Consider the following 22,091-nt stretch of genomic DNA (forward strand, 5'->3'; position numbering starts at 1 on the left):
CGCCTATTAACAGCGCTTGAGCAGATTGAACAATCTGTACCTCTGCATGCAATTACCGAGAGATAACCACTATGTTCACACCGCTTCTGGCCCAGCGCATGCGCCGTGTCCGGCCATCGCCCACTGCCGAAATCTCCGACAAGGTCCGCGCGTTGACCGCAGCAGGGCATTCAGTGATCAATCTGGGTGAAGGCGAGCTGGATTTCCCTACGCCCTCGCACATCGCTCACGCCGGTATCGAGGCCATCAATGCCGGTGAAACCAAGTACACCGCCGTGCCTGGCAGCGCGCGTCTGAAGCAGGCGATCATCGACAAATTCAGCCGTGAGAATGGCCTGAGCTACACCGCTGGCGAAGTCATCGCTGGCGCAGGCGCCAAGCAGTTGATTTTCAATGCGCTGATGGCGACGGTAAATCCGGGCGATGAGGTGATCATTGCCGCACCGTATTGGGTGTCGTATCCAGACATGGTGTCGCTGGCCGAAGGTGAAACCATTGTCGTGAAGTGCCATGAGGCCGACGGCTGGAAATTGCAGCCCGCAGCGCTTGAGGCTGCCATCACCGAACGCACGCGCTGGGTGCTGCTCAACTCGCCCAACAACCCGACCGGCGCGGTGTACAGCGAGGCTGAAATCCGGGCGCTGACCGACGTGCTGCTGCGTCATGAGCACGTGCTGATCCTGGCCGATGACATCTACGAACACACCCGTTTCGGTCAGGTATTTTTCACGCCCGCGCAGGTCGAACCGCGCTTGCTGTCTCGTACGCTGACGGTCAACGGTCTGTCCAAAGCTTTCTCCATGACCGGCTGGCGGATTGGCTACGCAGGCGGGCCGAAATGGCTGGTGGACGCGTTGCAGGTTCTGCAATCGCAAAGCACTTCGAACCCAAGCTCGATTTCCCAGGCGGCGGCGATTGCAGCGCTGGATGGCGGGACTGGATTTATCGACGACTGGATCGGCCGACTCGCCGAGCGTCGGGATCGCGTGCTCGCCAGTATCGAGCGCATTCCCGGCCTGGCCTGCGCGATGCCGGAGGGCGCGTTTTATCTGTTCGTGAACTGCCAAGGCATGTACGGCAAGAAAACCCCCGACGATAAGGTGATTGCCGATGACTTTGACTTCGCCAGCTATTTGCTCGATGCGGCCAAGGTCGGTACGGTGCATGGCTCGGCATTTGGCGCGCCGGGTTATCTGCGCATTGCCTACGCGGTGGATGATCGACTGCTGGACGACGCGTGTCAGCGAATCGAAGGGGCCTGTGGCCGGTTGGTCTGATTAAGCCGCGGGCATCTTGAAAGACACGCCGAGCCCCCGTCGAATGCAAAACCCGTGGGAGCGGACCTGTCCGCGAAGGCTATTGATCCGGCGCGACAGATGTGTCGGCTGTAACGGCCTCCTCGCGGACACGTCCGCTCCCACGGTTGTGCAGATGTGCGACGAACACGTATTTCTCTGTAAGAGCAGCCGAGCAGCGCGAGGCCTCTATGGGGTGTAACGGGTTTACCGCAGCGGCCACCCGCACCGGAGGCCGAGCGAATAGCAGGTCAGATCAGCAACAACGGACGCCCAAGGGTGCCGAGTACGCGATACCCGGTTTCGGTGATGACCACGGTTTCACTCACGCCCACGGTGAACTCGCCGTAGATGCGCAACGCCGGTGGGATGTGGAAACACATGCCCGGTTGCAGCTCGGTTTTTACACCGCTGTACAGGCTCAGGATCGAGCCTTCGCCCCAGTCAGGCGCGAACGAAATCCCTACCGAGTAGCCGGTGCGTTTCTTGAACGCGTCAGTGAATCCCGCCCGATCAATGACCGCCTGACAGGCGTTGTGCGAAGCCTCGCATGGTTCTCCCGGGCGCAACGCATCCAGTGCCGCCTGCAACGCGTCCTGACAAACCTTTTCCATCTCCACCGCAATCGACGGTGGCTTACCCAGCCAGGCACAGCGCATCAACGCGGCGTGATAGCGATCATGGCTGGCGGCCATTTCCAGAAACGCAGGTTCCCCGGCTTGCAATGTGCGTCGGCGCCAGGTGCCGTGGGGAATGCCCGTGCGCGGACCGCTAGACACCAGCGGCTCCATGCCCATGTACTCCGAACCTGCGGCAATCGAGGCCTGCAGCATCGCCGCCACCAGATCGTTCTCGCTGGCGCCTTCGCGCACGGCGCTCATGCCAGCGCGCATACCCGCATCGACATAGCGCGCAGCGAACTCCAGTTTTTCCACTTCAGCAGGGGATTTCACCGCTCGCAGCTTTTCCACCACGCCAGCCGCGTCATGAATAGTGCCCAGTTTGGCCTGCAACGATTCATATACCGTGATGGGCAGGAACCAGCCGCGCTTATCAATGGCAATACGGCGCTGGCTCCAGCCTTTTTGCTCAATGGCCGCCACCAGAAAACTCACCGGATCGTCGCCGTCCAGATACACCGAGGCATCGCTGATAAACGTATTGGCGATGAAGTTGAAATATTCCAGCTGCCGAATCACGAACATCGGTTCGCCGTCCACCGGCAGCACCAGCGCCTGAAACGTGTAGTAGCCGGGGGTTTGCTGGCCGGTCAGATAAAAAATGTTTTCGGGACCCGTGACGATCATCACGTCGATGCCTGCCTGGATCATGTTGGTTTTGGCGCGGCGAACGCGTTCGGCATATTCGTGCGCAGCGAAAGCCGACTCGCTGCCTTGGCGGACGTTGACGGGGGGCGCTAGGTTCATCAGAAACTCCGAATCAGTTGAGTTTTGTCGAGATCAAGGGTGATGCCCAATCCTGGAGCCGCGGGCATCCAGGCCTGACCATCCTGGTAGTGAATGGGGCGGGCGGGGTCGTCACACAATCCATCGGCGCCGTACAGTTCGGCGAATCGTGGCTGGGTAACGCAGGCCACATGCAACGCGGCGGCGGTGGCAGCCGCGCCTTCGTTCATCTGGCCGATCATGCAAGTCACGCCAGCCTCGGCCAGTCGCCTTGCAGCGGACACGCAGGGCGCTATGCCGCCGATTTTCACCAATTTCAGGTGCGCCCAAACCTTGCCGCGCAAGGCGCACAGACGGTCCAGGTCTTCGCTGCCGGCCAAGCCTTCGTCGATCATCAACGGCAGCGGGCTTTGCTCGGCGAGTCGCTCCATGGCGTCCCAGTCACCGGCGGCGATCGGCTGTTCTACGTAGGCCAGATCAAAGGGCGTCAGCGCTTCCAGATAGTTCGGCGCTTGTTGCGCTGTCCACTGTCCGTTGACATCGACGGCGATCTTGATGCTGTCGCCGAAGATATCGCGCAAGGCCTGCAGTCGTGCCAGGTCCTCGTCAAAACTGCCCACGGCGATACGCACCTTCAGGTCTCGAAAGCCGCGATTCACGTAGGCATCGGCCTGGGCCAGGAAGACCTCCATCGGCGACCAGAACAGCGTCTGGTTGCTGGCGTAACGAACGTCGGCAGCCGGGGCACCCAACCATTGCGCCAGCGGCAAACCGGCCCGCTGCGCAATCAGGTCATGCAGGGCGCAGTCGATGAGCGTGCGCACCGGCATGCTCAGCGGGGCGGCCCAGTGCGGCATCTCAGTGAGCAGTTGCTCGGGATCTTGCTGCCAGGGCACTCCCGAAAGCGCCTGCAATGCCTGGGCAATGACTTCATCGGGCCCATAGCCGTTGAGATAAGCAATGTTGATTCGTACTTCGCCGACCGCCTGATGCTGGCCGTCGTCCAGACACAAATACAACGCCTGCAACTCGCCGACACTGCCCGACGCCGCCGTGTGCAACTGCACGCCATTGCCGTAATGTAAATCGGCGCGGCGTAGCGAGGCGGCGAGGCTCATGCCTGCCCCAGCGGCAGCATTTGCAGGGCGATGTCCCGGTAAATCAGGCTGGCGGCGATGAACTCGTCGATGGGCACGAACTCGTCCGGTTTATGCGCCACGGCCAGGGTGCCTGGGCCGATGACCGTGCCGGTGGTGCCCAGGCTGCGAAAATGCACCAGATCGCAGCCGCCCTGAAAGCCGAACGGGCCTGCGTTGCCGTGGTTGTGCTCGCGGCAGGCGGCGAGGCTGGCCTGCACGATCGGCTCGGACTGCGCGGTTTCGGTCGCGCCGCCGGTAGTGGGGATGTACTTGAGCACTTCGGCGCGCAAGCCAAAGCGCTCGTTGGCCAGGGCCAGCAGTTGCTCGATCTCCGCCTTGACCGCCTCTTCGCTTTCGCCAGGCACCATGCGCCGGTCGAGCAGCAGATCGCAGGCGCCGGGCAGCACGTTGTCAGCGTGTCCGCCGTTGATCCGGGTGACGGTCAGGCTGGCTTCGCCGACCAGTGCGTGGCAGTGGCATTTGACCGACGTTTCATGATGCTGCTCGATCAAGCCAAGCAACTGCCCGGCGCGGTAGATTGCGTTCTCACCCAGGTGCGGTGTGCCCGAATGCGCTGTCACACCATGCACACGCACCAACGGCCGCAAGCTGCCTTTGTGCGCAGTGAATGCCGCATTGGATGTGGGCTCGCCGATCACAGCGAAGTCGATATGGGGCGGCTGGTGGGCGACGTAATGTTTGGCGCCTTCGCTGGCGATTTCTTCATCCGCGGTGAACACCGCCATCAACGTGCCCGACCACGCTTCGCGGCAGGCGATCAGCATGCGCGTGGCCTCGATCATCGCCACCATTGGCCCCTTCGCATCGCAGCTGCCACGTCCGTATAGCTTGCCGTCGGCCTCGTGCAGTACGAACGGATCGGTGCTCCAGCCTTCACCGGCAGGCACGGTATCGATGTGGGTGTTGAAGGCAAAGGTCGGGCCCGGACCATTGGCCAAGGTGGCAATTACGTTCACGCGTCCGGGTTTGTATTCGGACAACGAGAGATCGAAACCTTCGGCTTCCAGCAAGACCTTCAGGTGGTGAGCCGCTTCAAGCTCATGGCCGGGCGGGTTTTCGGTGTTGATCGCCACCAGGGCAGCGAGGTCGCGTTTCATGCGGGCAAAGTCGGGTTGCTGATTCATTGGGGGATCTCAGTGCAGGATCTGATCGAGAAAATGGCGGGTGCGCGGGTTGACGGCCCCGCCAAAAAAGTCTGAGTTGCTGGCGTTTTCGATGATTTCGCCGCTTTCCATGAACACGATGTGGTCTGCCGCGCGGCGGGCGAAACCCATCTCGTGGGTCACCACCAGGCTGGTCATGCCCTCGCTGGACAGTTCGGCCATCACGTCGACCACTTCGCGGATCATCTCCGGGTCCAAGGCCGAGGTTGGCTCGTCGTAGAGCATGACTTTGGGTTTCATCGCCAGTGAACGGGCGATGGCCACGCGCTGCTGCTGGCCGCCGGAAATCTCATCGGGGTAGGCGTCGGCTTTTTCCGGGATACGCACTTTGCCGAGCAGTTCGACTGCGATGTCATGAGCATCGGCGCGGCTCATGCCTAGCACTTTCATCGGCGCGAGCATGATGTTTTCCACCACTGACAGGTGGGAGAACAGCTCGAAGTTCTGGAACACCATGCCGATGTCCCGGCGCAGCAGGTGGACGTTGCGTTTGTCGTAGTCGATGCGCCGACCCTCGAAGAACAGGTCGCCGCCGTCGGCAGGCTCCAGTTGATTGACGCAGCGCAGCAAAGTCGATTTGCCGGAGCCTGACGGTCCGATGATCACTACGGTTTCCCCGGTGCGCACGTTCAGCGAGCAGTTTTTCAGCACCTTGAACGGGCCGTAGCTTTTGTCGATGCCGATCAGTTCCAGCAGCGGTTTGCCGTTGCCCGAGAGATTTTTTTGCATGTGTGTTTGCTCCTGGCGAACAGAGGCCTAGCGAACGGTGGCGCCGCGTGAGGTGCCGAGCATGCGTTCGGTGAGGCTGATGCGCGGACCTTTACGGCGCCTTTTCGGATCGAGCTTGCGTTCGATCAAGGCCTGAACACCCATGAAAATGGTGGTCAGCACCAGGTAATAAATACCGGCGGCTGTGAGGGCTTCGAAATAGCGGAAGTTGGAACTAGCGGTCTGGTTCGCCACCAGCATCAGCTCTTCAACCGCCACCACTGAAACCAGCGCGCTGAGCTTGAGCATGCCGACCATCTGATTGCCGATGGGCGGCAGAATCATCCGCGTGGCTTGAGGAATCACCACATGGCGCAACACTGCAAACGGCTTCATGCCCAGCGCCAGGGCAGCGGTGCGCTGGCCTTTTTTCACGGCCTGCATGCCGGAGCGGATGATCTCCGCCATGTAAGCGCCTTCATTAAGCGACAGCGCCAAGACAGCACTGACTATCGCCGACAGACGAATGCCGAAGGTGGGCAGCACGTTGTAGATGAAGATGATCTGAAACAGCACCGGCGTGCCGCGAAACAGCCACAGATAAATCAGCGCCAGGGTTCGGCCGGCGCGGGTCTGACTGTCTTGCAGCAGCGCGATCACGACGCCTACACCGACGCCGAACACCAGCGAGTACAGGGTGATGAGCAGGGTGGTCACCGCGCCATGGAAAAACGCCGGGGAGATCAGATATTGCCAAACCAGTTCAAGCGACATGATGCGTCCTCACGTGAAATTGCCCGGCGCCGAACCTTTGCGGCGCCACGGCTTCTTGGTGATCAGGCATCAGTCGAACAATGAAACCGTCGCAGGAAACTTCCATTTTTCGATGATCTGTTTGTACGTGCCGTCTGCGACCAGTTCTTTGAGCGCGCCTTGCAGTGCATCGCTCATCCCCGTGTTGCCCTTGGCCACGGCCATGCCGATCCGGGTTTCGGATTCAAATTCGGGACCGACGGTTTTATAGACGCCAGGCACATCGCGCAGCATCTGCACTACACCGGGGGTGGAATCGAACGTAGCATCGGCTCGGCCCTGACGCAGGCTCAACGCAGACGCTTGGGCGGTGGGCAGGGTCTGGACCTTCACCGCCTCAAGACCTGCATCTTTGCAGCGTTTGTCGTCCTGGCGAGCATAGGTTTCCTCGATACCGCCCAGGGTCACGGCCACGGTTTTGCCGCATAGCGAGTTATCCCGACCCGTGACCTTGGCCGGGTTTTGTTCGGTGACCACGACTTGGTTGCCGATGCGCAGGTAGGGGACGAAATCGACCTGAGCGGCCCGTGCTTCGTTCATGTACATGGCCGAGTTGATGAGGTCCACGCGCTTGCCTTGCAGCGCCGGGATCAGGCCCTGGAACTCCATGTTCATGGCGGTTGGCTTGAGTCCCATCTTTTTGCCAAGGGCTTCGATCAGATCAATGTCGAAACCGGTGAGCTTGCCGTCGGCCTGGAATTCGAACGGCGCAAAGGTCGCGGCAGTGCCGTAGGTGAGCAGGCCTGGGGTCATGACGGGTCCCGGGCTCGCCGCATTGACGAACGGGGCGGCAAGGAGTGCGGTCATCAGGGTGATGGAGCGCAGGCTGAAGCGGGACGATGTCATCATGTAAATCTCCAAAACCATCAGTTCATTGCACGAGTTGTGTCAACAAGTGCAAATTATCCGGAAGTTGCAATGAGCCCTTACAGGGCATGCCGCTCTGTAATGATGCAGCGGGTGTGACTTTCGGCGTAATTAGCAGGAGGGGTGCAGCCCAATCGGGCTCAAGTGTTATGCAGCAATATGCATTCCATGTTCTTGCTGTTTGATCTAATACGATGTTTCAAGGGCGTGCGACCCGGCGCGTCGTGCCAGTCATTGCCAACGCCGCCAGCAAAAAATCCTCGATCAACGGATGTGCGTTCCCGCTGCGTGAGCCAAGTTCCGGGTGGCCTTGCATGCCCTTGTAGAACGGATGTTTTGGCCAATTAATGGCGTCGGCGATCTGCCCGCTTTGGTCGGTGGCCGTGATCTCAAGACCGGCTGCGCGCAACGGCTCAATCAGCGCAGGCGCCAGCATGTAACGGTGGTTACAACGAATGCTCTGATGGCCCTGCAGCTGTTGCTCCAGCGCTTGATCAGTAAAACTTAAGGTGTGGCTGCCCAGACGATGGGCCGGCAAGCCGGGCGTGCCGGCCATGGGCGAAAAGCTTTTGATCGGCGCGTGCGGCGCTGCTTCGGCCATATTGGCTTGCTCAAGCCCCGGGCAAGACTGCGCCAGTGCGGTGGTCATCGACTGCATGCCCAGGCATAACCCCAGCGTCGGGATCATTGAGCGCAAGCCGTATCGCGCGGCTTCGATCTGTCCCGATACGTTGCCCATGTCCGAGCCACCCGGCAGGACAATCCCTGGCGCCGAGGCAAGCTGTGAAACGTTCAATTGCCGTGCAGACACGAACCGTACTCGCAGACCGATGTTCGTGGCGTCGGCGGCATCGCCCAGCGCGGCAAGTGTGGCGGGATACACATCGATCTGATCAGCCTGGGTGCCGATTAGCACCAACGTGAGCGAGTTTGCGCCTGATGGGCTGGATGCTTCATCCAGCGGGCGGCCCCAGCGACCGAAGGTGTCGCGGGTCCAGACGCCGTAGCGCGACGGCTGGCCCTGGGCGGTCTGCAGGTCCCAAAGGTCATTGAGCCGACGCCCGGTGAGATGGATGACCTGGACGCCATCGCTGCCCGCTTTATCGATCAGTTCAGTGGGCACCGGGTGCTGCTGGAACTCCGGGTGCCAAGGCACCACGACATCACGTTTGGCCGCCATCGCGACGATTTCGTCAACGCTGCTGGCCGGCAATACCTCACGTCCGGTGACACGTTCATACCAAAGCAACCCACTGGGCACCAACGCCCCGGCGGCGGCCACCATCTGCACGGTATCGGCACCGTGTTCGGGTTGAAATTGAGCTTCCAGATGCATCAGCAGGGCACCGTCCATTTTGGCGACACTGGCAGTGAGCGCGCCGAACAGGGCGGGGCAGGCATTTGAATGGGTGACCAGCGTGAGGGCCATCAAGGTTCTCCGTTGGGTCGCGCACTGGCGCAACACTGCAATGCAATCAAGAGTGTCTCTTTCACGCCGATAGAGATAGCCTGTATTTTTTGTTTCGATCGAAAGAATTTCTTATGGACAGTCGATACCTGAAAAGCCTGTTGGCGGTGATCGAGTGCGGCTCGATCGCCGATGCTGCACGTACCGAGGGCTTGACTGCCGCTGCGGTCAGTCAACGTATTCAGGTGCTGGAGCGCTCGCTCGGCTTTGCGCTGTTGTCCCGTGTGGGACATGCCGCAAAACCCACAGAAGCCTGCGTGGCCTTGCTGCCGCGAGCACGGAATATCGTCAGGGAAGTTCAGCTGCTGGCGGGCGATGCGGACCTGAGCGGGATGACCGGCTCGCTGCGCATCGGTGCCATTTCCACCATGCTCACCGGATTGCTGCCCAGCGCTTTGCTGGAACTAAGCCGACAGGCGCCCGGCATCCAGCCCTCCATTTTGCCCGGCACTTCGCGCTCGCTTTATGCGGCGCTGCAGAATGGCGAGCTTGACGCGGCAATCATCGTGGCGCCGCCGTTCGAGCCGCCCAAGATGTTTCGGGTGGCGCCGCTGCACCGGGAAAAGCTGGTACTGGCCTCCAAGGCGCGGCCTACCGAGGGCATTGCTCACGTCCTGCAATCGCATCCCTATATCTGCTATGAGCCCAGGTCATGGGGCGGGCTGCACGCTGAACGTTACCTCAATGACAAGGGGCTGGCGCTCAAGCCACTGTTCAGTCTCGATGGTCTGGAAGCGATTGCGATGCTGGTGGCGGACGGGGTCGGCGCCAGTCTGGTGCCGCAATGGGCGGGGCTGGACCGGTTGGCGCAGGACTTCAACATCACGCCTGTGGGTGAAGGCTATGACCGACAGATCGTGTTGATCATGCTGGCTCATACCGATCGGCCGCGAATGCTGGAAGCCTTGCTCCAGTCGCTGGCCAAACGCTAAAGCCGGCCGCATTGGCGCAGCGGTAGATGCACACTCATCGCCTGACGCGGTAAAAGTCCGAACTCCTCGGATCATCCTCAAGTCCACCTTTAGCACGCGCCGCAATGCGCAGGATCGACTAAAGGAACGTCCCATGACCGATTACCCAAAACCGCCTTTCAAGCCGCAACAGCAACCGGTACCCGGTGATCAGAGCCGGATGGAACCCTATCCTGACTGCGGCGAGACTAGCTACAAGGGCTCTGGCCGCTTGACCAACAAAATCGCCTTGATCACCGGCGCTGACAGCGGCATCGGTCGCGCTGTGGCTATCGCTTTTGCGCGGGAAGGGGCTGATGTCGCCATTTCGTACCTCGATGAGCACGAAGATGCGAAGGAAACCGCGCGCTGGGTCGAGGAGGCGGGCAGGCAGTGTCTGTTGCTTCCGGGCGACCTGGCAGACAAAGCGCATTGTTCGGCCATCGTGGAGGAGACGGTGAGTCGATACGGGCGTATCGACGTACTGGTCAATAACGCAGCGTTTCAGATGAGTCACGAAACCCTCGAAGAAATCTCCGACGAGGAATGGGTCAAGACGTTCGATATCAACATCACGGCCATGTTTCGCATCTGCAAGGCTGCACTGCCTTCGATGGCGTCGGGTAGCTCGATCATCAACACCAGCTCGGTCAATTCCGATTCGCCGAAGCCCACTTTGCTGCCTTATGCGACCACCAAAGGCGCCATCGCCAACTTCTCTGCGGGGCTCGCTCAGATGCTCGGCCCGCGCGGCATTCGGGTGAATAGCGTTGCGCCGGGCCCGATCTGGACGCCGCTGATCGTTGCGACCATGACCGACGAGGACGTAAAAAGCTTCGGCGAGGAAACACCCCTCGGTCGCCCGGGACAACCGGTGGAAGTGGCGCCGATCTACGTACTGCTCGCGTCTGACGAGGCCAGTTATATCTCGGGCACGCGTTATGGGGTAACGGGTGGCAAACCCATCCTGTAAGCATCACCCTGGCCGGTGGGTTAGTCGGGTTTACTGCCGCTTCGCAGCAGATCGTCGGCAAGCCGGACTCCTACGGGCTGCGCCCAGAATCAGAAGCCTGCATCGCTGCGATATCTATGGCGCACTGACGGTTCTGTAGGAGCCAACTTGTTGGCGAGCGCTTGACGCGGTGTATCAGCACGACGCCTCGCATGTAGGAGCCAACTTGTTGGCGGGCGTTTGACGCGGTGTGTCAGGCGCGACGCCTCGCGAACAAGTTCGCTCCTACAGGGTGGCGTTGGCCGATGACGCGAAGCCTTGGGGATGCATGACCAGGCAGGGCGTGGCGACGAACAACCCAGCGTTGTGCAAATCCGCTTCTGCCGCAGGCGTAGGAGCTCTCGGAGGTTACGACGGCAGCGATGGGGCGCGCAGCGGCCCTCAGACCGAACGACTCGGTGTGTCAGGCAAAACCGGTTAGCAAGGTTTACTGCCGCTTCGCACCAGATCGCGAGCAAGCTCCCTCCCACGATCACTTTCGGCCGACGAACGCTCACAAGCCCCACAGGCGCCGTGGGTCTCCCAACACTGCCAACCATTCGTCCATCGGCGCGCACTATGCCTTGGACCTTCACTCCAAAAAGCTCAAGCCACGGAGAAAACACCATGCCCACCGAACCGGTTGATAACCCAGAAACACACGAAAGCCAGCGCCCGCAGGCTCTTCACGACGCACCAGCGAACGAGCCGCGCGCTGACCAGCCAGCCAACGAAGACACGGCGGATGACACGCCGGACGATACCCCCGAATACCCGTTGTCTTCACCCATCAAACCCGATGATCCTGAACGCCTCACTGACCAGTCAAAAGCCGAGACAGCCGGGTTGGTCGAGGAGCAATTGTCTCCACGTCCGGCAGAACTCGTCCGGGCAAAATCCAGCTTCAAACTTGCTATCGGCTCTGCGGTTGTCATCGCGCTCGCGTTGGGTTTTGAGCTGGGTCGTCAAGTGTCACAGCGCCGTTGATGCAACCCAGGCGTCACTGATTAAAAAGCGCGCGCAGGTCGGTAATCAGAGCCGGACCGTCTGGTTGCCAACTCAAGCGCGTTCGGGTTTTGTCACTCAAGCTGGACATATCCTGCCCCACGAATCCCGACATCCAGCCCAAATGCACTGGTGCCTCCTTTTCAGTCACGGAAACCGTCGGCAGGCCCAAGCCATCGCCAATGGCCTGGGCTATCGACCGAAAATCAATCGCCGATTCGGCGACGGCGTGGTAGCGAGCCCCCGGTTGATGTTTTTCGAGAGCCAGGCGATACAAAAGCGCGGTGTCCAAAAGGTGCGCGGCGGACCAATGATTAAGGCCGTCACCGACGTAGGCAGACTGCCTGTGTTCTTGCGCAATTTTGATCAGCTCCGTCACCAGACCCTGCTTGACCGGGTTGTGAATTTGCGAAAGGCGCAAGACCACCACATTCACCCCGTGTTGCAGCAGCGCGTGCCCGGCCAGTTCCGAAGCCGCCCGAGGATGGGGATGACTGGTGTCGAAAAAATCCTCATCGGCAGGTTGCCCCGGTGCGGGCGATCCCATCGCTGTGGCTGAGGTAATTATCAGCGGGCGTTGGGAGCCTTCCATCGCTGAACCCAAGGCGGAAATGACGCGTGAATCTTTCTGACAGTTAGCCACGAAGTGGGTGAAGTCATGATCGAACGCAGTGTGGATGACCCCGTCGCATCCTTCGGTGGCGCGTTGCAGGCTCGCCAGATCTTCCATGTCACCGAAGTAAGGCTCTGCACCCATCGCCAGCAGAGCATCGACTCCGGCCTGCGAACGCGTCAGCCCCAGCACCTGATGACCTGCGGCCAGTAACTCCCGAGTAACCTGGGACCCGATAAAGCCTGTTGAACCGGTCAGAAATACGCGCATGGTGAAAATCTCTCTTTGCGAAAGTCAGCAGAGTGCGCGTAACGTTTATCGGGTAATAGCCGTGACGTTATCAGGGTATAAACACTAACAGGATCACCATGGCACAGCATTCGGCTCACCTGCTTGGAACATATCTGAAAGACTGCCGAGCCCGCCTGGACCCGGCCAGTTTCGGGTTCTCCTCCGCGCGTCGGCGCACACCCGGCCTGCGTCGGGAAGAAGTCGCCCACCGTGCCAATATCAGCGCCACCTGGTACACATGGCTGGAGCAGGGACGCGGGGGCGCTCCGTCCACGCAGGTCCTGGACCGAATCGCCGAAAGCCTGTTGATGACCGAGCCCGAACGCGAGCACTTGTTCATGCTCGCGTTCGGTCATTTGCCTGAGGTGGTCTACCGCGCCCCTGAAGGAATTACCCCGCGCTTGCAGCGCATTCTGGACACCCTGCATTTCAGCCCTGCGTTGATCAGAACCGCCACGTGGGATGTTCTGGCGTGGAACAGCGCAGCAGCGGCCGTGTTTACTGACTACAGCCTGCTGCCAGTGGGACAGCGCAACATCCTGCGGCTCATGTTTTGCAATCCCGGCGCGCGGGCCAGACAGGATGATTGGCAGGGCGTTGCGCGTTTTGTGGTCGCGGCGTTTAGAGCCGACACAACACGGGCGGGTGCGGCGTCTGAAGTCAGCAAATTAGCCGATGAGCTGTGCGCCCTGAGCCCCGATTTCGCGGCGCTGTGGCGTGAGAATGATGTGCGTCTGGCAGGAGAAGGGACCAAACGCCTGCGGCATCCGACCCAGGGAATGATCGAACTGGAATATTCCGGCTTTGCGATTGATGGCCGGCCGGATCTTTCAATGATCGTCTACACCCCCGTGACCAGCGCCGATGCCGATCGCGTTCGGGCGCTTGTGCAAAGCCTTGGCGGCGAATGAAATGCGGGGCTCGGACGCCGAGCCCCGCAGGGTCAAGCGGTCAGTACTTCCAGCTTATCGAAGCAGTGAGATTGCGCGGTGCGCCGTAGTTGGCGCTGGTGCCGCTTTTGAGCGACATCAGGTATTTACGATCGGTGAGGTTGTTCAGGTTCAACGACGTGCTCCAGTGCTGGTCGATGTCGTAGCTGGTCATCAGGTCCACCAAAGCGTACGCATGCTGGTTCACATTGCTGTAAGTGTCATCCTCAATGCCGCTCTGCCAACTGACACGCCCACCGACTTTGGCTTTCGGCATGCCAGGCAGTCGATAGGTCGCCATACCGCGGAAGCTGTGGGTCGGGACGTACTTGCGGGCTTCGTCGCCATCGGCGTTTTCGATATGCACGTAGGTGTAGCCTGCCAATAGGTCCAGGCCGGGGAATGCTTCGCCGGAGGCCTGCAGTTCGATCCCGCGGCTTTTGAAATCTACGGCGTCGTAAACGTACTGATTGCCCAACAGGCCAGCGTATTCGGCCACGTTCTCTTGCTTGGTCTTGAACACCGCGGCTGTTACGTCCAGGCGGTCATCCAGCAGACTGCCCTTGATGCCGACTTCCGTGCTGGTGCCTTCCAGCGGATCGATCAGATTGCCGTCGGTGCTCAGCACATATTGCGGGGTGTAGATCTGCGTCCAGCTGCCATACACCGCCCACTCGCTGTTGAGGTCGTAGACCAGACCGGTGTAAGGCGTGACCTTGCCATGCTCGCGGGTATCGTGGGCTGCGCCGTAGTTTTCACCTTTGCCATCGGCGCTGAGCATGCGCGCGCCGACGATCCAGTGCAGATCGTCAAGCAGGCTGAAACGCGCCCCGGCGTACAGACTTTTTTGCGTGTCGCTGAAGTTGCCCATGTTGTTGGCGTCGGTGTAGTTCAGCCCCGGTTTCGGGATATTGCCGGCCAGCGCGTCGGACAATGTTGTGGCGTAGTAGCCAACGTCGTTCAGGTTGTAGGCGGTTTCCTTGTGATGGGTGCGACCGTAGTTCGCGCCGAAGGTCAGTTCGTGCTCGCGTCCGAACAGGCTGAATGGCCCGGACAATTTCGCCTCGCCGATCAGTTGGTGTTCCTTGCTGGAAGTGTCGGTGGCGTAGGCCAAGCCGACATCGTCGGTTACGCCGGAGATGTAGTAGATGTCTGCATCCTGGTACTGGGTGACGCCGGTCACCGTGACCTTGCCATTCCAGCCGTTGCCGAAATCATGGTTCAGCTCAGCGAAAGCGCGCTGGGTATGCAGGTTCCAGTAGGTCCACGGCTGCCCGACGCTAGAGCTGCGGCCGCTGTAATGGATGGCATTGCCGTTGCCGTCGATCAGCGGCAGGTTGCCCCAACTGCTGCCGTTGGCATCGCTGTCGTGCTGGGAAAATCCTACCGTCAGGGTGTCGGCGTCGGACAGATCGAAGGCGAGCAAACCTGCTGCGACGTTGACTTCGTGGCTGTAGCGGTCGAGGTATGAATTGCCTTTGTCGTGGGCATAGATGAACCGCCCCCGCACATTTCCGGTGGGGGTCAACGGGCCGGATACGTCTACATCCACACGACGGTTATCCCAGGAGCCGACGCTGGCATCGACCTGCGCCTGAAACGTAGCGGTCGGGCGCTTGCGCACAAAGTTGACCGTGGCCGAAGGGTTGCCGGTGCCGCTCATCAACCCGTTGGCGCCGTGCAGCACGTCGATCTGTTCGTACTCGGCCAGGTCTTGCTCGCCCACCAGCGTGGTGGACGCGAAGGGCATGCCCATGCCGTCGTATTCGAAGGTGTCGATGGTGAAGCCACGGGAGGTGAATTCGGTTCGGTCGGTTTCGATCTGTTCGACAGTCACCGAAGGCGCTGAGCGCAACGCATCGCGGATGCCGTTGAGTTTGAAATCATCGATCTGGGCGCGGGTGATCGTGGTAATGGCTTGCGGGGTCTCTTTATCCGTCAGCCCAAGGCGAGTGGTGCTGCTGGCAGGTCTGGACTGATAGCCCACAGTCTGTTCGTCAACCTGTCCACCGGTGGTCTGGATCTGCGTGGCAGGCAGCGTGAGCTCTTCTGCGGCGTAGGCCATTGGCATGGCGCTGCAGGCGCCGGCAAACAACAGGTGTGCGGAGAGACGGTGGTTCACAGGGACTTTCCTAAAGATGTGCGGCGCGGATATTAGGTAATGAATGAGGTTGCGAATGAGAAAGATATACATTCATTAACAAATCTTCGACATATTTTTCACATTTCACGCATTTGAGTTGGCGCAGGGGAGGCGTCTAGGCCGGGGGATAAGGGGCTGACGGCTGTCAGGAGTGAGTGCGCCAGCAGCCGTCATTTGGGGCGTCTTCGTCTCAGAAGGGTTTCAGAGTCGAGGTATCCTTGTCGTCGCGCACTCATCAACAGGCAGTGGCTGGTGCACCTGAACTTCATCAGCGCGCCGCCCCAGATACCACCCGGTAACCGCCCAAATGGCCGCGCACAAGGCGCCGACCAGTGCGACCAGCAGCGTGCCCTGGCCCAGCATGTCCAACAGGCTTTTGGCCCAGGCGCTGATAGCATCGCCGCCGCGATAGACCACCGTGTCGATGAAATTCTTGGCCTTGTATTTGGTTTGCGCGTCCAGCGGTGCAAACAACATCTCGCGACCTGGGCGGATGAACGCGTATTCACCGATCCGCCGGACGATCATCAGCCCCGCCAACATGGCGAATGTGGGGGCCAGTGCCAGGCCGATGAAGCCTGCGCAGACCAACGCCGGGACTACCGCCAACAAGGTGCTGATCCCGAAGCGCTGGGCAATGCGCCCGGTGATGAACAACTGCGATACCAGCGCGCCAGCTTGCACGGCGAAATCGATGAGGCCGAAGACGCGGATCTGTTCTTCGCGAGTGGTGAACAGCTGCGCCACCAGACGCGCCTGTTCGAAATACAAAAACGTGCTGGCCGTGGCGAGCAGCACCACAAACAGGCACATCATCAGCAGGTAAGGGGAGCGCAGCACTTTGACGATGCCGCTGAACGGGTTACCCGGCACCGGTCGGCTGGCGCTTTCGGCCGCAGGCGCTCCGGGCCGACCCGCGCCGCCACGTTCGCGCCACGCCATCAGGTAGCGCTTGAGGATCAGAGCCAACAGCAGCAGCAAGGCGCTGACAAGGGCGAGCCCGGCTTGCCCGAGCAGATCGATTGAGAACGCGCTGATCAACGGGCCGAGCAGCCCACCGACGCTGGCACCGGCGGCAATGAACGCAAATAACCGCCGGGCTTGTGCGCTGTCGAAAGCGTCGGCCATGAGGCTCCAGGCCACCGAAACCACATACAGGTTGTAGACCGAAATCCACACGTAGAACGTGCGGGCCAGCCAGACGCTGTCGTCATGCAGAGCAAACGTGGCGGAGAACAGCAGCAGGTTGACGGCGAAAAAGCCATACACCCAATCAACGAACTGCACCCGTGGGACTACCGAGTTCAGCCAGCCGAACAGCGGCACTGCAATCAGCATGACCACGAATGTCGCGGTGAACAGCCACTGCAGGTTTTCAACTCCGCCCTGAATACCCATCGCCTCGCGAATCGGCCGCAGCATGAAGTAGCCGCAAAACAGGCAGAAGAACAACGCGAAACCTGCCAGCGCCGGGTACAGCTCATCCGGCTCGGCGTTAATGGCCTTGGCCGCGCGGTGCAGCAGTGACGCGTCGGTGATGGGCAAAGACAACCTCCTGTGAACGAAGCGGCTTAACAGGATTTTTCTGTAGGAGCCAACTGGTTGGCGATTGAGCAGGCGGTGATATAGCCGTTATTGCCTCGCGAATAAGTTCGCTCCTGCAAAAGCACCTGTCAGGCAAACAGTTCGACGATACGCTCGCGCAACGCTGCGTCTGGCAACCGGCCCTGGCCTGCAAGCAGATTGTCTGCCGCGTAACGCGGGTTGCTGGTGGCGGGAATGACTGCAGTGATGGCGGTGTTGGCGAGCACGAATTTGAGCATCAACTGCGCCCACGAACTAGCGTCCAGTTCGGCGGAGGCCCAGTCCGGCAGTGGCTTGCCTTTGACCTTGGCAAACAGCCGACCGGCCTCGAACGTGCGATTGGCCAACACGGCGACGCCGTGATCAGCGCACCACGGCAGCAAGCGTTTTTCAGCATTGCGCGCCCCGACCGAGTAATTGACCTGGACGAAGTCGACCTTTTCCTTTTGCAGCACCGCGAGCAAATCATCGTGGGCCGACTCCAGGTAATGCGTCACGCCGACGTAACGAATGCGCCCTTGCTGCTTGAGTTCGCGCAGGGTTTTGAGCTGAGTGGCGGTGTCTTGCAGGTTGTGCACCTGAATCAGGTCGATGCGCTCCGTCTGTAGTTGCTTGAATGACTGCTCGGTCTGGCTGATGCCCGCCTCGCGACCGGTGGCGGAGACCTTGGTCGCGACAAAGGCCTGACGGTGGGCGTTCGCGCGGGTCAACAGTTCGCCAGTGACCTGCTGGGAATCGCCGTAGCTGGGGGCCGTGTCGATGACTTTGGCGCCACCGGCCAACAACGTTTTGACCACCTCCAGGGCTGCCGTCATTTCGGCGGACGCGACGTCGATGTCAAACGTGCGCGAAGTGCCCAAACCGATCACCGGCAGGTCTTCCCCCGTGGCCGGGATCTTGCGCGAGAGCAGGGTGCTGGCTGCAAAAGACGGGAGCAGGGGCGATAGAGCGGCCATGGCGCTGAGGGCCGTGGTGATGCGGATGATGTCGCGACGACTGAACGAGTGAGCAGGCATAGCGGGCTTTCCTTCCGTTCGTGAGGGGCGCACGTGTCGGGTTGTAACAACCTTGTCATCGATAGAAGCACATTCACGCGCAGCGTGCGGAGGTGTCTAGACGAGGGGAATCGGAAAGTTTTGCAAATCATTTCTTCCGTCTGTTGCCTCGTACAGAGATCGAACTGCTGACGACGTCGTTTGGTCTGAACCTTGCACAGCGTGAACCCATGCGACGGGATCACCGAATCTTGACGCGCACGCACCTCACCCACGTAAAGACGGGCTTCATGTGAAGCCATGTCATGGAGTCGACCTTGAGCACCCTCGCAGAACTCGCCGCAAACCTTCTCAAGCTTGAGCGGCGCGCTGAAAACACGTCATTGGATACAGCCGCCCGTGATGCGATGGAGCGGGAAGAGTTGATGTCGTTTGCACACACGACCGAGCCTGAAAGCCCAATATTCACCCCGTTCATCATCACGCCATCGCGTCCCGTAGCCGCTTGACCGTGATGAGGGGTCGAGCGCGTACGAATCTGAGACGCGATCTGTGGGAAAAATCGTTATCGCGAGTCGCACGCACGAGTGGGTAAGCAGTGCAGGACACCGACCCGCGCATCGGCTTTGGGCAATCGCGCATCATAGTGGCCCTGCGGGTAGGCTTACGGCGCGCGCTCCCCTATAATCCGCCGCTCGAAATCCAATGAACTTTTTTCGAACTTCGCGTCACCCAAGCAGCTGAAGCCAATGACTAATAAAAAGTCAGCGCAGGAGGGGGCTAAAAGTGAGGTCGATGCGACTCTGTCGACCTTGTATGTCCACGCCAGATCTTCTGAGGGCGGGAGCCTGCGGCATGCAGTCATGCGTGCTGTGAACCCAGGCGTTTCGTGTTCGAGGACGGCGTTTTATCCTAGGTATTTACTGCATGTTTAAGAAAGTGAACACGGCGCTCTTGGGGCTGGCTATCTCGGTGGGAATGAATTCCGCACACGCCGCCGAGGCAAAGAAGGTCGATGTCCTGCTGGTTGGCGGCGGCATCATGAGCGCAACGTTGGGCGTCTGGCTCAATGAGTTGGAGCCGGGTTGGACGATGGAAATGGTCGAGCGCCTCGACAAGGTCGCCGAAGAAAGCTCCAACGGCTGGAACAACGCCGGTACCGGTCACTCGGGCCTCGCCGAGCTGAACTACACCCCGGAAGACAAAGACGGCAAGGTCAACATTTCCAAAGCCATCGAGATCAACGAAGCCTTTCAGATCACTCGTCAATTCCTGTCCTGGCAGGTCAAGAGCGACGTCCTGAAAAACCCGCATTCGTTCATCAACTCCACACCGCACATGAGCTTCGTGTGGGGCGACGAGAACATCAAGTTCCTGAAAAAGCGTTACGACGCGCTGCAAGCCAGCCCGCTGTTCCGCCCGATGCAGTATTCCGAAGACCCGGTGCAGATCGCCAAGTGGGTCCCGCTGATGATGGAAGGTCGTGATCCTTCCCAGAAGCTGGCGACCACCTGGACGCCAATCGGCACCGACGTCAACTGGGGTGAAGTCACCCGTCAGTACGTGTCCGCGTTGCAGACCCGCCCGAACTTCGACCTGAAGCTGTCCAGTGAAGTCAACGACATCACGCGCAACAAAGACGGCTCCTGGCACGTCGAGTACAAAAACCTGAAAGACGGCACCACCAGTGCAACGGACGCCAAGTTCCTGTTCATCGGTGCTGGCGGCGGCGCGCTGAAACTGCTGCAGAAATCCGGCATTCCCGAGGGTAACGAATACGCGGGCTTCCCGGTCGGCGGTTCGTTCCTGGTCACCGAGAACCCGACAATTGCCATGCAGCACATGGCCAAGGCCTACGGTATTGCGTCCACTGGCGCGCCACCGATGTCGGTTCCGCACCTGGACACCCGCGTGCTGGATGGCAAGCGCGTCATCCTGTTTGGCCCGTTCGCGACCTTCTCTACCAAGTTCCTGAAAGAAGGCTCGTATCTGGATCTGTTCAGCACCATGACCACGCACAACTTCTGGCCGATGACCAAAGTTGGCGTCGAGCAGTACCCGCTGGTCGAGTACCTCGCCGGTCAACTGATGCTGTCTGACGACGATCGCTTCAAGGCGCTGCAGGAATACTTCCCGCACGCCAAGAAAGAAGACTGGCGCCTGTGGCAAGCCGGTCAGCGCGTTCAGATCATCAAGCGTGATGCAGACAAGGGCGGCGTGCTCAAGCTAGGCACCGAAGTCGTTTCCTCTCAGGACGGCACCATTGCTGCTCTGCTGGGTGCATCGCCGGGCGCTTCGACCGCTGCTCCAATCATGCTGAACGTGATGGAAAAGGTCTTCAAAGACAAAGTCGCAACGCCGGAATGGCAGGCCAAGATCCGCCAGATCGTGCCGAGCTATGGCACCAAGCTCAACGATTCGCCTGCCGCTGTTCAGCAGGAATGGAACTACACCTCCGAAGTGCTGCAGCTTGATAAGCCGCCAGTACTGGATCTGAACATTCCAGCAGGTTCGGCTCCGGCTCAGAGCAAGCCAAACCCTGCGGCGGACATGGCTTTGTAAAAGGCCTCCGCCTGCTGCGGCTGTCGCTTTGCGCAGCCAGTAGCGCGCCAGAACTGCCGGGTCGTAGCGCATTGCTACGGCCCGGTTTTTTTTGCCCTAAAAAAGCGCGATGCCTGCTGCGTCAGGTCAGTGTCCTGTCACCGGCGCAAGCGCGACTTCGCTGAGCGGGCGTGGTATCACGACCCGCGACTTTGGTGCTGCGCGCTGAACCCGCTCGATGAAGGTCCCGACGTCCTTCTGCTGGCGCAGGATCTTTGGGTTGTCGGGGGTTCCTCCAACAAAATCCTCCCAGTGCACCAGCACCACCAGCTCAGGTTGCGTCAGGGCCAGCAAGCCCTCGGGGTAGTGTTTGGCGTTTTGAAAGGACGCTACGGGCAAGATTTGAACATCCACCGTTTTGTCATCCTTGAGTGCCGGGGGAAAACCGTACGGCGCATCGCTGGCCGAGTCCTGATAATGGATTCGGTAAGCCGGTTTGCCATCTTCACCGAGCAGGTCCACCAGCCAGGCAAGCGTCTGGCCCTGTTTCCAGTTCCAGAAAGCTTTAGGCAACTGCATGAGATCTTCGGTGTAGGCGCCGCTCATCAAAGGCGTAAGCGGGTTGGGTGCGTGCATGCTTTGAATGGGCATCGCGCGGATGTGCCGCTGACGGGTGTAGAACCAGCCGTTGTCCTTCGCCTGCATGACGGGTGTGGCAGCGTCACTCAGCGTGGCCATTTGCGGTTGTGCATCGATGAGCCGGTCTTTCGGGATTTCCGCGCGCAGCATGTGCACCGCGCTTGCGGACCCATAGGTGATCGCCTGCGGGGTGTGTTTTTGCATCACCCACGCGACATCCAGTGCATGGTCATAGTGGCCATGCCCAAGCAGCAGCATGGTGACGTCAGCGGCGGGCGGCATGCGCCGGTCGATTTCGTCAGTGTCGGGCGATAACCAAAACAGTTCGGGAATCGTCGGTCGACTGAAAAACGGGTCAAACAACACGCCCTCACCGCGCCAGTGGATAAGCACGCCCGCAACTCCGAGGAATTCAAGCTTGGGCTCGGCGAGCCGGTGCTCATCTGACAGACGCAGGTCGCCCAGCTCTTGCGCGCAACCGGCGGCCAGCAACGCGCAACACAGTATTGTCCAACGCATGGCATTCTCCC

19 protein-coding genes are annotated in these 22,091 nt (G+C 60.2%); 7 read left to right on the forward strand and 12 right to left on the reverse strand.

The window, feature by feature from the left end:
- The first annotated feature begins 71 nt into the window (after positions 1-71).
- Complete coding sequence (locus ACWKV9_RS15485) at positions 72-1,277, forward strand: pyridoxal phosphate-dependent aminotransferase (protein WP_483836999.1); 1,206 nt, start codon at positions 72-74, stop codon at positions 1,275-1,277.
- A 269-nt stretch (positions 1,278-1,546) separates the two neighbouring features.
- On the opposite strand, the gene ACWKV9_RS15490 is transcribed toward ACWKV9_RS15485, so the two are convergent.
- The 7 genes from ACWKV9_RS15490 to ACWKV9_RS15520 all read right to left on the reverse strand — a co-directional run bounded on the left by ACWKV9_RS15490 (position 1,547) and on the right by ACWKV9_RS15520 (position 8,841).
- The gene (locus tag ACWKV9_RS15490) at positions 1,547-2,722 is read right to left on the reverse strand and encodes a M24 family metallopeptidase (RefSeq protein WP_483837000.1); all 1,176 of its coding nucleotides are present in this window, start codon (positions 2,720-2,722) and stop codon (positions 1,547-1,549) included.
- Positions 2,722-3,819, reverse strand: a complete 1,098-nt coding sequence (locus tag ACWKV9_RS15495; RefSeq protein ID WP_483837001.1) for a mandelate racemase/muconate lactonizing enzyme family protein — start codon at positions 3,817-3,819, stop codon at positions 2,722-2,724. The genes ACWKV9_RS15490 and ACWKV9_RS15495 overlap by 1 nt, the downstream gene beginning before the upstream one ends.
- Positions 3,816-4,985 (reverse strand): M20 family metallopeptidase, encoded by a 1,170-nt coding sequence (locus ACWKV9_RS15500; protein ID WP_483837002.1) that lies wholly within the window; start codon positions 4,983-4,985, stop codon positions 3,816-3,818. Before ACWKV9_RS15500 ends, ACWKV9_RS15495 begins: the two co-directional genes overlap by 4 nt.
- A gap of 9 nt (positions 4,986-4,994) precedes the next feature.
- On the reverse strand, positions 4,995-5,753 hold the full coding sequence (locus ACWKV9_RS15505) for an amino acid ABC transporter ATP-binding protein (RefSeq protein WP_483837003.1): 759 nt from the start codon (positions 5,751-5,753) through the stop codon (positions 4,995-4,997).
- A gap of 27 nt (positions 5,754-5,780) precedes the next feature.
- Entirely contained in the window at positions 5,781-6,506 is a 726-nt protein-coding gene (locus tag ACWKV9_RS15510) for an amino acid ABC transporter permease (protein WP_483837004.1), read from the reverse strand.
- Positions 6,507-6,575: 69 nt separating this feature from the next.
- Positions 6,576-7,394 (reverse strand): ABC transporter substrate-binding protein, encoded by an 819-nt coding sequence (locus ACWKV9_RS15515; RefSeq protein ID WP_483837005.1) that lies wholly within the window; start codon positions 7,392-7,394, stop codon positions 6,576-6,578.
- A 217-nt stretch (positions 7,395-7,611) separates the two neighbouring features.
- Complete coding sequence (locus tag ACWKV9_RS15520) at positions 7,612-8,841, reverse strand: glutamine amidotransferase-related protein (protein ID WP_483837006.1); 1,230 nt, start codon at positions 8,839-8,841, stop codon at positions 7,612-7,614.
- Between the two features lie 113 nt (positions 8,842-8,954).
- On the opposite strand from ACWKV9_RS15520, the gene ACWKV9_RS15525 reads away from it, so the two are divergent.
- The 3 genes from ACWKV9_RS15525 to ACWKV9_RS15535 all read left to right on the forward strand — a co-directional run bounded on the left by ACWKV9_RS15525 (position 8,955) and on the right by ACWKV9_RS15535 (position 11,808).
- Positions 8,955-9,812, forward strand: a complete 858-nt coding sequence (locus ACWKV9_RS15525; RefSeq protein WP_483837007.1) for a LysR substrate-binding domain-containing protein — start codon at positions 8,955-8,957, stop codon at positions 9,810-9,812.
- 133 nt (positions 9,813-9,945) lie between these two features.
- On the forward strand, positions 9,946-10,803 hold the full coding sequence (locus tag ACWKV9_RS15530) for an SDR family oxidoreductase (protein ID WP_483837008.1): 858 nt from the start codon (positions 9,946-9,948) through the stop codon (positions 10,801-10,803).
- A gap of 645 nt (positions 10,804-11,448) precedes the next feature.
- A complete protein-coding gene (locus ACWKV9_RS15535) occupies positions 11,449-11,808 on the forward strand; it encodes a hypothetical protein (protein ID WP_483837009.1) in 360 nt (119 codons plus the stop codon).
- A 13-nt stretch (positions 11,809-11,821) separates the two neighbouring features.
- Here ACWKV9_RS15535 and ACWKV9_RS15540 read toward each other — a convergent pair whose 3' ends face one another.
- Positions 11,822-12,709 (reverse strand): SDR family oxidoreductase, encoded by an 888-nt coding sequence (locus tag ACWKV9_RS15540; RefSeq protein ID WP_483837010.1) that lies wholly within the window; start codon positions 12,707-12,709, stop codon positions 11,822-11,824.
- A 98-nt stretch (positions 12,710-12,807) separates the two neighbouring features.
- Between ACWKV9_RS15540 and ACWKV9_RS15545 the strand changes: the two genes are divergently transcribed.
- Positions 12,808-13,641 carry a helix-turn-helix transcriptional regulator gene (locus ACWKV9_RS15545; RefSeq protein ID WP_483837011.1) on the forward strand — a complete coding sequence of 278 codons (834 nt, stop codon included), beginning with the start codon at positions 12,808-12,810 and terminating at the stop codon, positions 13,639-13,641.
- A 40-nt stretch (positions 13,642-13,681) separates the two neighbouring features.
- Here ACWKV9_RS15545 and ACWKV9_RS15550 read toward each other — a convergent pair whose 3' ends face one another.
- The 3 genes from ACWKV9_RS15550 to ACWKV9_RS15560 all read right to left on the reverse strand — a co-directional run bounded on the left by ACWKV9_RS15550 (position 13,682) and on the right by ACWKV9_RS15560 (position 18,402).
- Positions 13,682-15,730 (reverse strand): TonB-dependent siderophore receptor, encoded by a 2,049-nt coding sequence (locus ACWKV9_RS15550; RefSeq protein WP_483837114.1) that lies wholly within the window; start codon positions 15,728-15,730, stop codon positions 13,682-13,684.
- 273 nt (positions 15,731-16,003) lie between these two features.
- Positions 16,004-17,347, reverse strand: coding sequence for an NTP/NDP exchange transporter (locus ACWKV9_RS15555; RefSeq protein WP_483837012.1), 1,344 nt, complete (start codon positions 17,345-17,347; stop codon positions 16,004-16,006).
- Between the two features lie 128 nt (positions 17,348-17,475).
- Positions 17,476-18,402: an aldo/keto reductase gene (locus ACWKV9_RS15560; RefSeq protein ID WP_483837013.1), complete on the reverse strand. Its 927-nt coding sequence runs from the start codon at positions 18,400-18,402 to the stop codon at positions 17,476-17,478.
- A gap of 296 nt (positions 18,403-18,698) precedes the next feature.
- Here ACWKV9_RS15560 and ACWKV9_RS15565 point away from each other — a divergent pair, with 296 nt between their 5' ends.
- Both ACWKV9_RS15565 and mqo read left to right on the forward strand, forming a co-directional pair.
- Positions 18,699-18,890 carry a hypothetical protein gene (locus ACWKV9_RS15565; RefSeq protein WP_483837014.1) on the forward strand — a complete coding sequence of 64 codons (192 nt, stop codon included), beginning with the start codon at positions 18,699-18,701 and terminating at the stop codon, positions 18,888-18,890.
- Between the two features lie 418 nt (positions 18,891-19,308).
- A complete protein-coding gene (gene mqo, locus ACWKV9_RS15570; RefSeq protein WP_483837015.1) occupies positions 19,309-20,943 on the forward strand; it encodes a malate dehydrogenase (quinone) in 1,635 nt (544 codons plus the stop codon).
- A gap of 126 nt (positions 20,944-21,069) precedes the next feature.
- Here mqo and ACWKV9_RS15575 read toward each other — a convergent pair whose 3' ends face one another.
- On the reverse strand, positions 21,070-22,080 hold the full coding sequence (locus tag ACWKV9_RS15575; RefSeq protein WP_483837016.1) for an MBL fold metallo-hydrolase: 1,011 nt from the start codon (positions 22,078-22,080) through the stop codon (positions 21,070-21,072).
- Positions 22,081-22,091 lie beyond the last annotated feature (11 nt).

It is taken from the genome of Pseudomonas corni (assembly GCF_057128765.1).

Bases quoted from the DNA above. Each gene is read 5' to 3' on its own strand.
- ACWKV9_RS15505 (WP_483837003.1), bottom strand. From the start codon at position 5,753: ATGCAAAAAAATCTCTCGGGCAACGGCAAACCGCTGCTGGAACTGATC.
- mqo (WP_483837015.1), top strand. From the start codon at position 19,309: ATGTTTAAGAAAGTGAACACGGCGCTCTTGGGGCTGGCTATCTCGGTG.
- ACWKV9_RS15575 (WP_483837016.1), bottom strand. From the start codon at position 22,080: ATGCGTTGGACAATACTGTGTTGCGCGTTGCTGGCCGCCGGTTGCGCG.
- ACWKV9_RS15550 (WP_483837114.1), bottom strand. From the start codon at position 15,730: ATGCCAATGGCCTACGCCGCAGAAGAGCTCACGCTGCCTGCCACGCAG.
- ACWKV9_RS15510 (WP_483837004.1), bottom strand. From the start codon at position 6,506: ATGTCGCTTGAACTGGTTTGGCAATATCTGATCTCCCCGGCGTTTTTC.
- ACWKV9_RS15485 (WP_483836999.1), top strand. From the start codon at position 72: ATGTTCACACCGCTTCTGGCCCAGCGCATGCGCCGTGTCCGGCCATCG.
- ACWKV9_RS15495 (WP_483837001.1), bottom strand. From the start codon at position 3,819: ATGAGCCTCGCCGCCTCGCTACGCCGCGCCGATTTACATTACGGCAAT.
- ACWKV9_RS15530 (WP_483837008.1), top strand. From the start codon at position 9,946: ATGACCGATTACCCAAAACCGCCTTTCAAGCCGCAACAGCAACCGGTA.
- ACWKV9_RS15545 (WP_483837011.1), top strand. From the start codon at position 12,808: ATGGCACAGCATTCGGCTCACCTGCTTGGAACATATCTGAAAGACTGC.
- ACWKV9_RS15535 (WP_483837009.1), top strand. From the start codon at position 11,449: ATGCCCACCGAACCGGTTGATAACCCAGAAACACACGAAAGCCAGCGC.
- ACWKV9_RS15490 (WP_483837000.1), bottom strand. From the start codon at position 2,722: ATGAACCTAGCGCCCCCCGTCAACGTCCGCCAAGGCAGCGAGTCGGCT.
- ACWKV9_RS15500 (WP_483837002.1), bottom strand. From the start codon at position 4,985: ATGAATCAGCAACCCGACTTTGCCCGCATGAAACGCGACCTCGCTGCC.
- ACWKV9_RS15515 (WP_483837005.1), bottom strand. From the start codon at position 7,394: ATGATGACATCGTCCCGCTTCAGCCTGCGCTCCATCACCCTGATGACC.
- ACWKV9_RS15540 (WP_483837010.1), bottom strand. From the start codon at position 12,709: ATGCGCGTATTTCTGACCGGTTCAACAGGCTTTATCGGGTCCCAGGTT.
- ACWKV9_RS15525 (WP_483837007.1), top strand. From the start codon at position 8,955: ATGGACAGTCGATACCTGAAAAGCCTGTTGGCGGTGATCGAGTGCGGC.
- ACWKV9_RS15520 (WP_483837006.1), bottom strand. From the start codon at position 8,841: ATGGCCCTCACGCTGGTCACCCATTCAAATGCCTGCCCCGCCCTGTTC.
- ACWKV9_RS15560 (WP_483837013.1), bottom strand. From the start codon at position 18,402: ATGCCTGCTCACTCGTTCAGTCGTCGCGACATCATCCGCATCACCACG.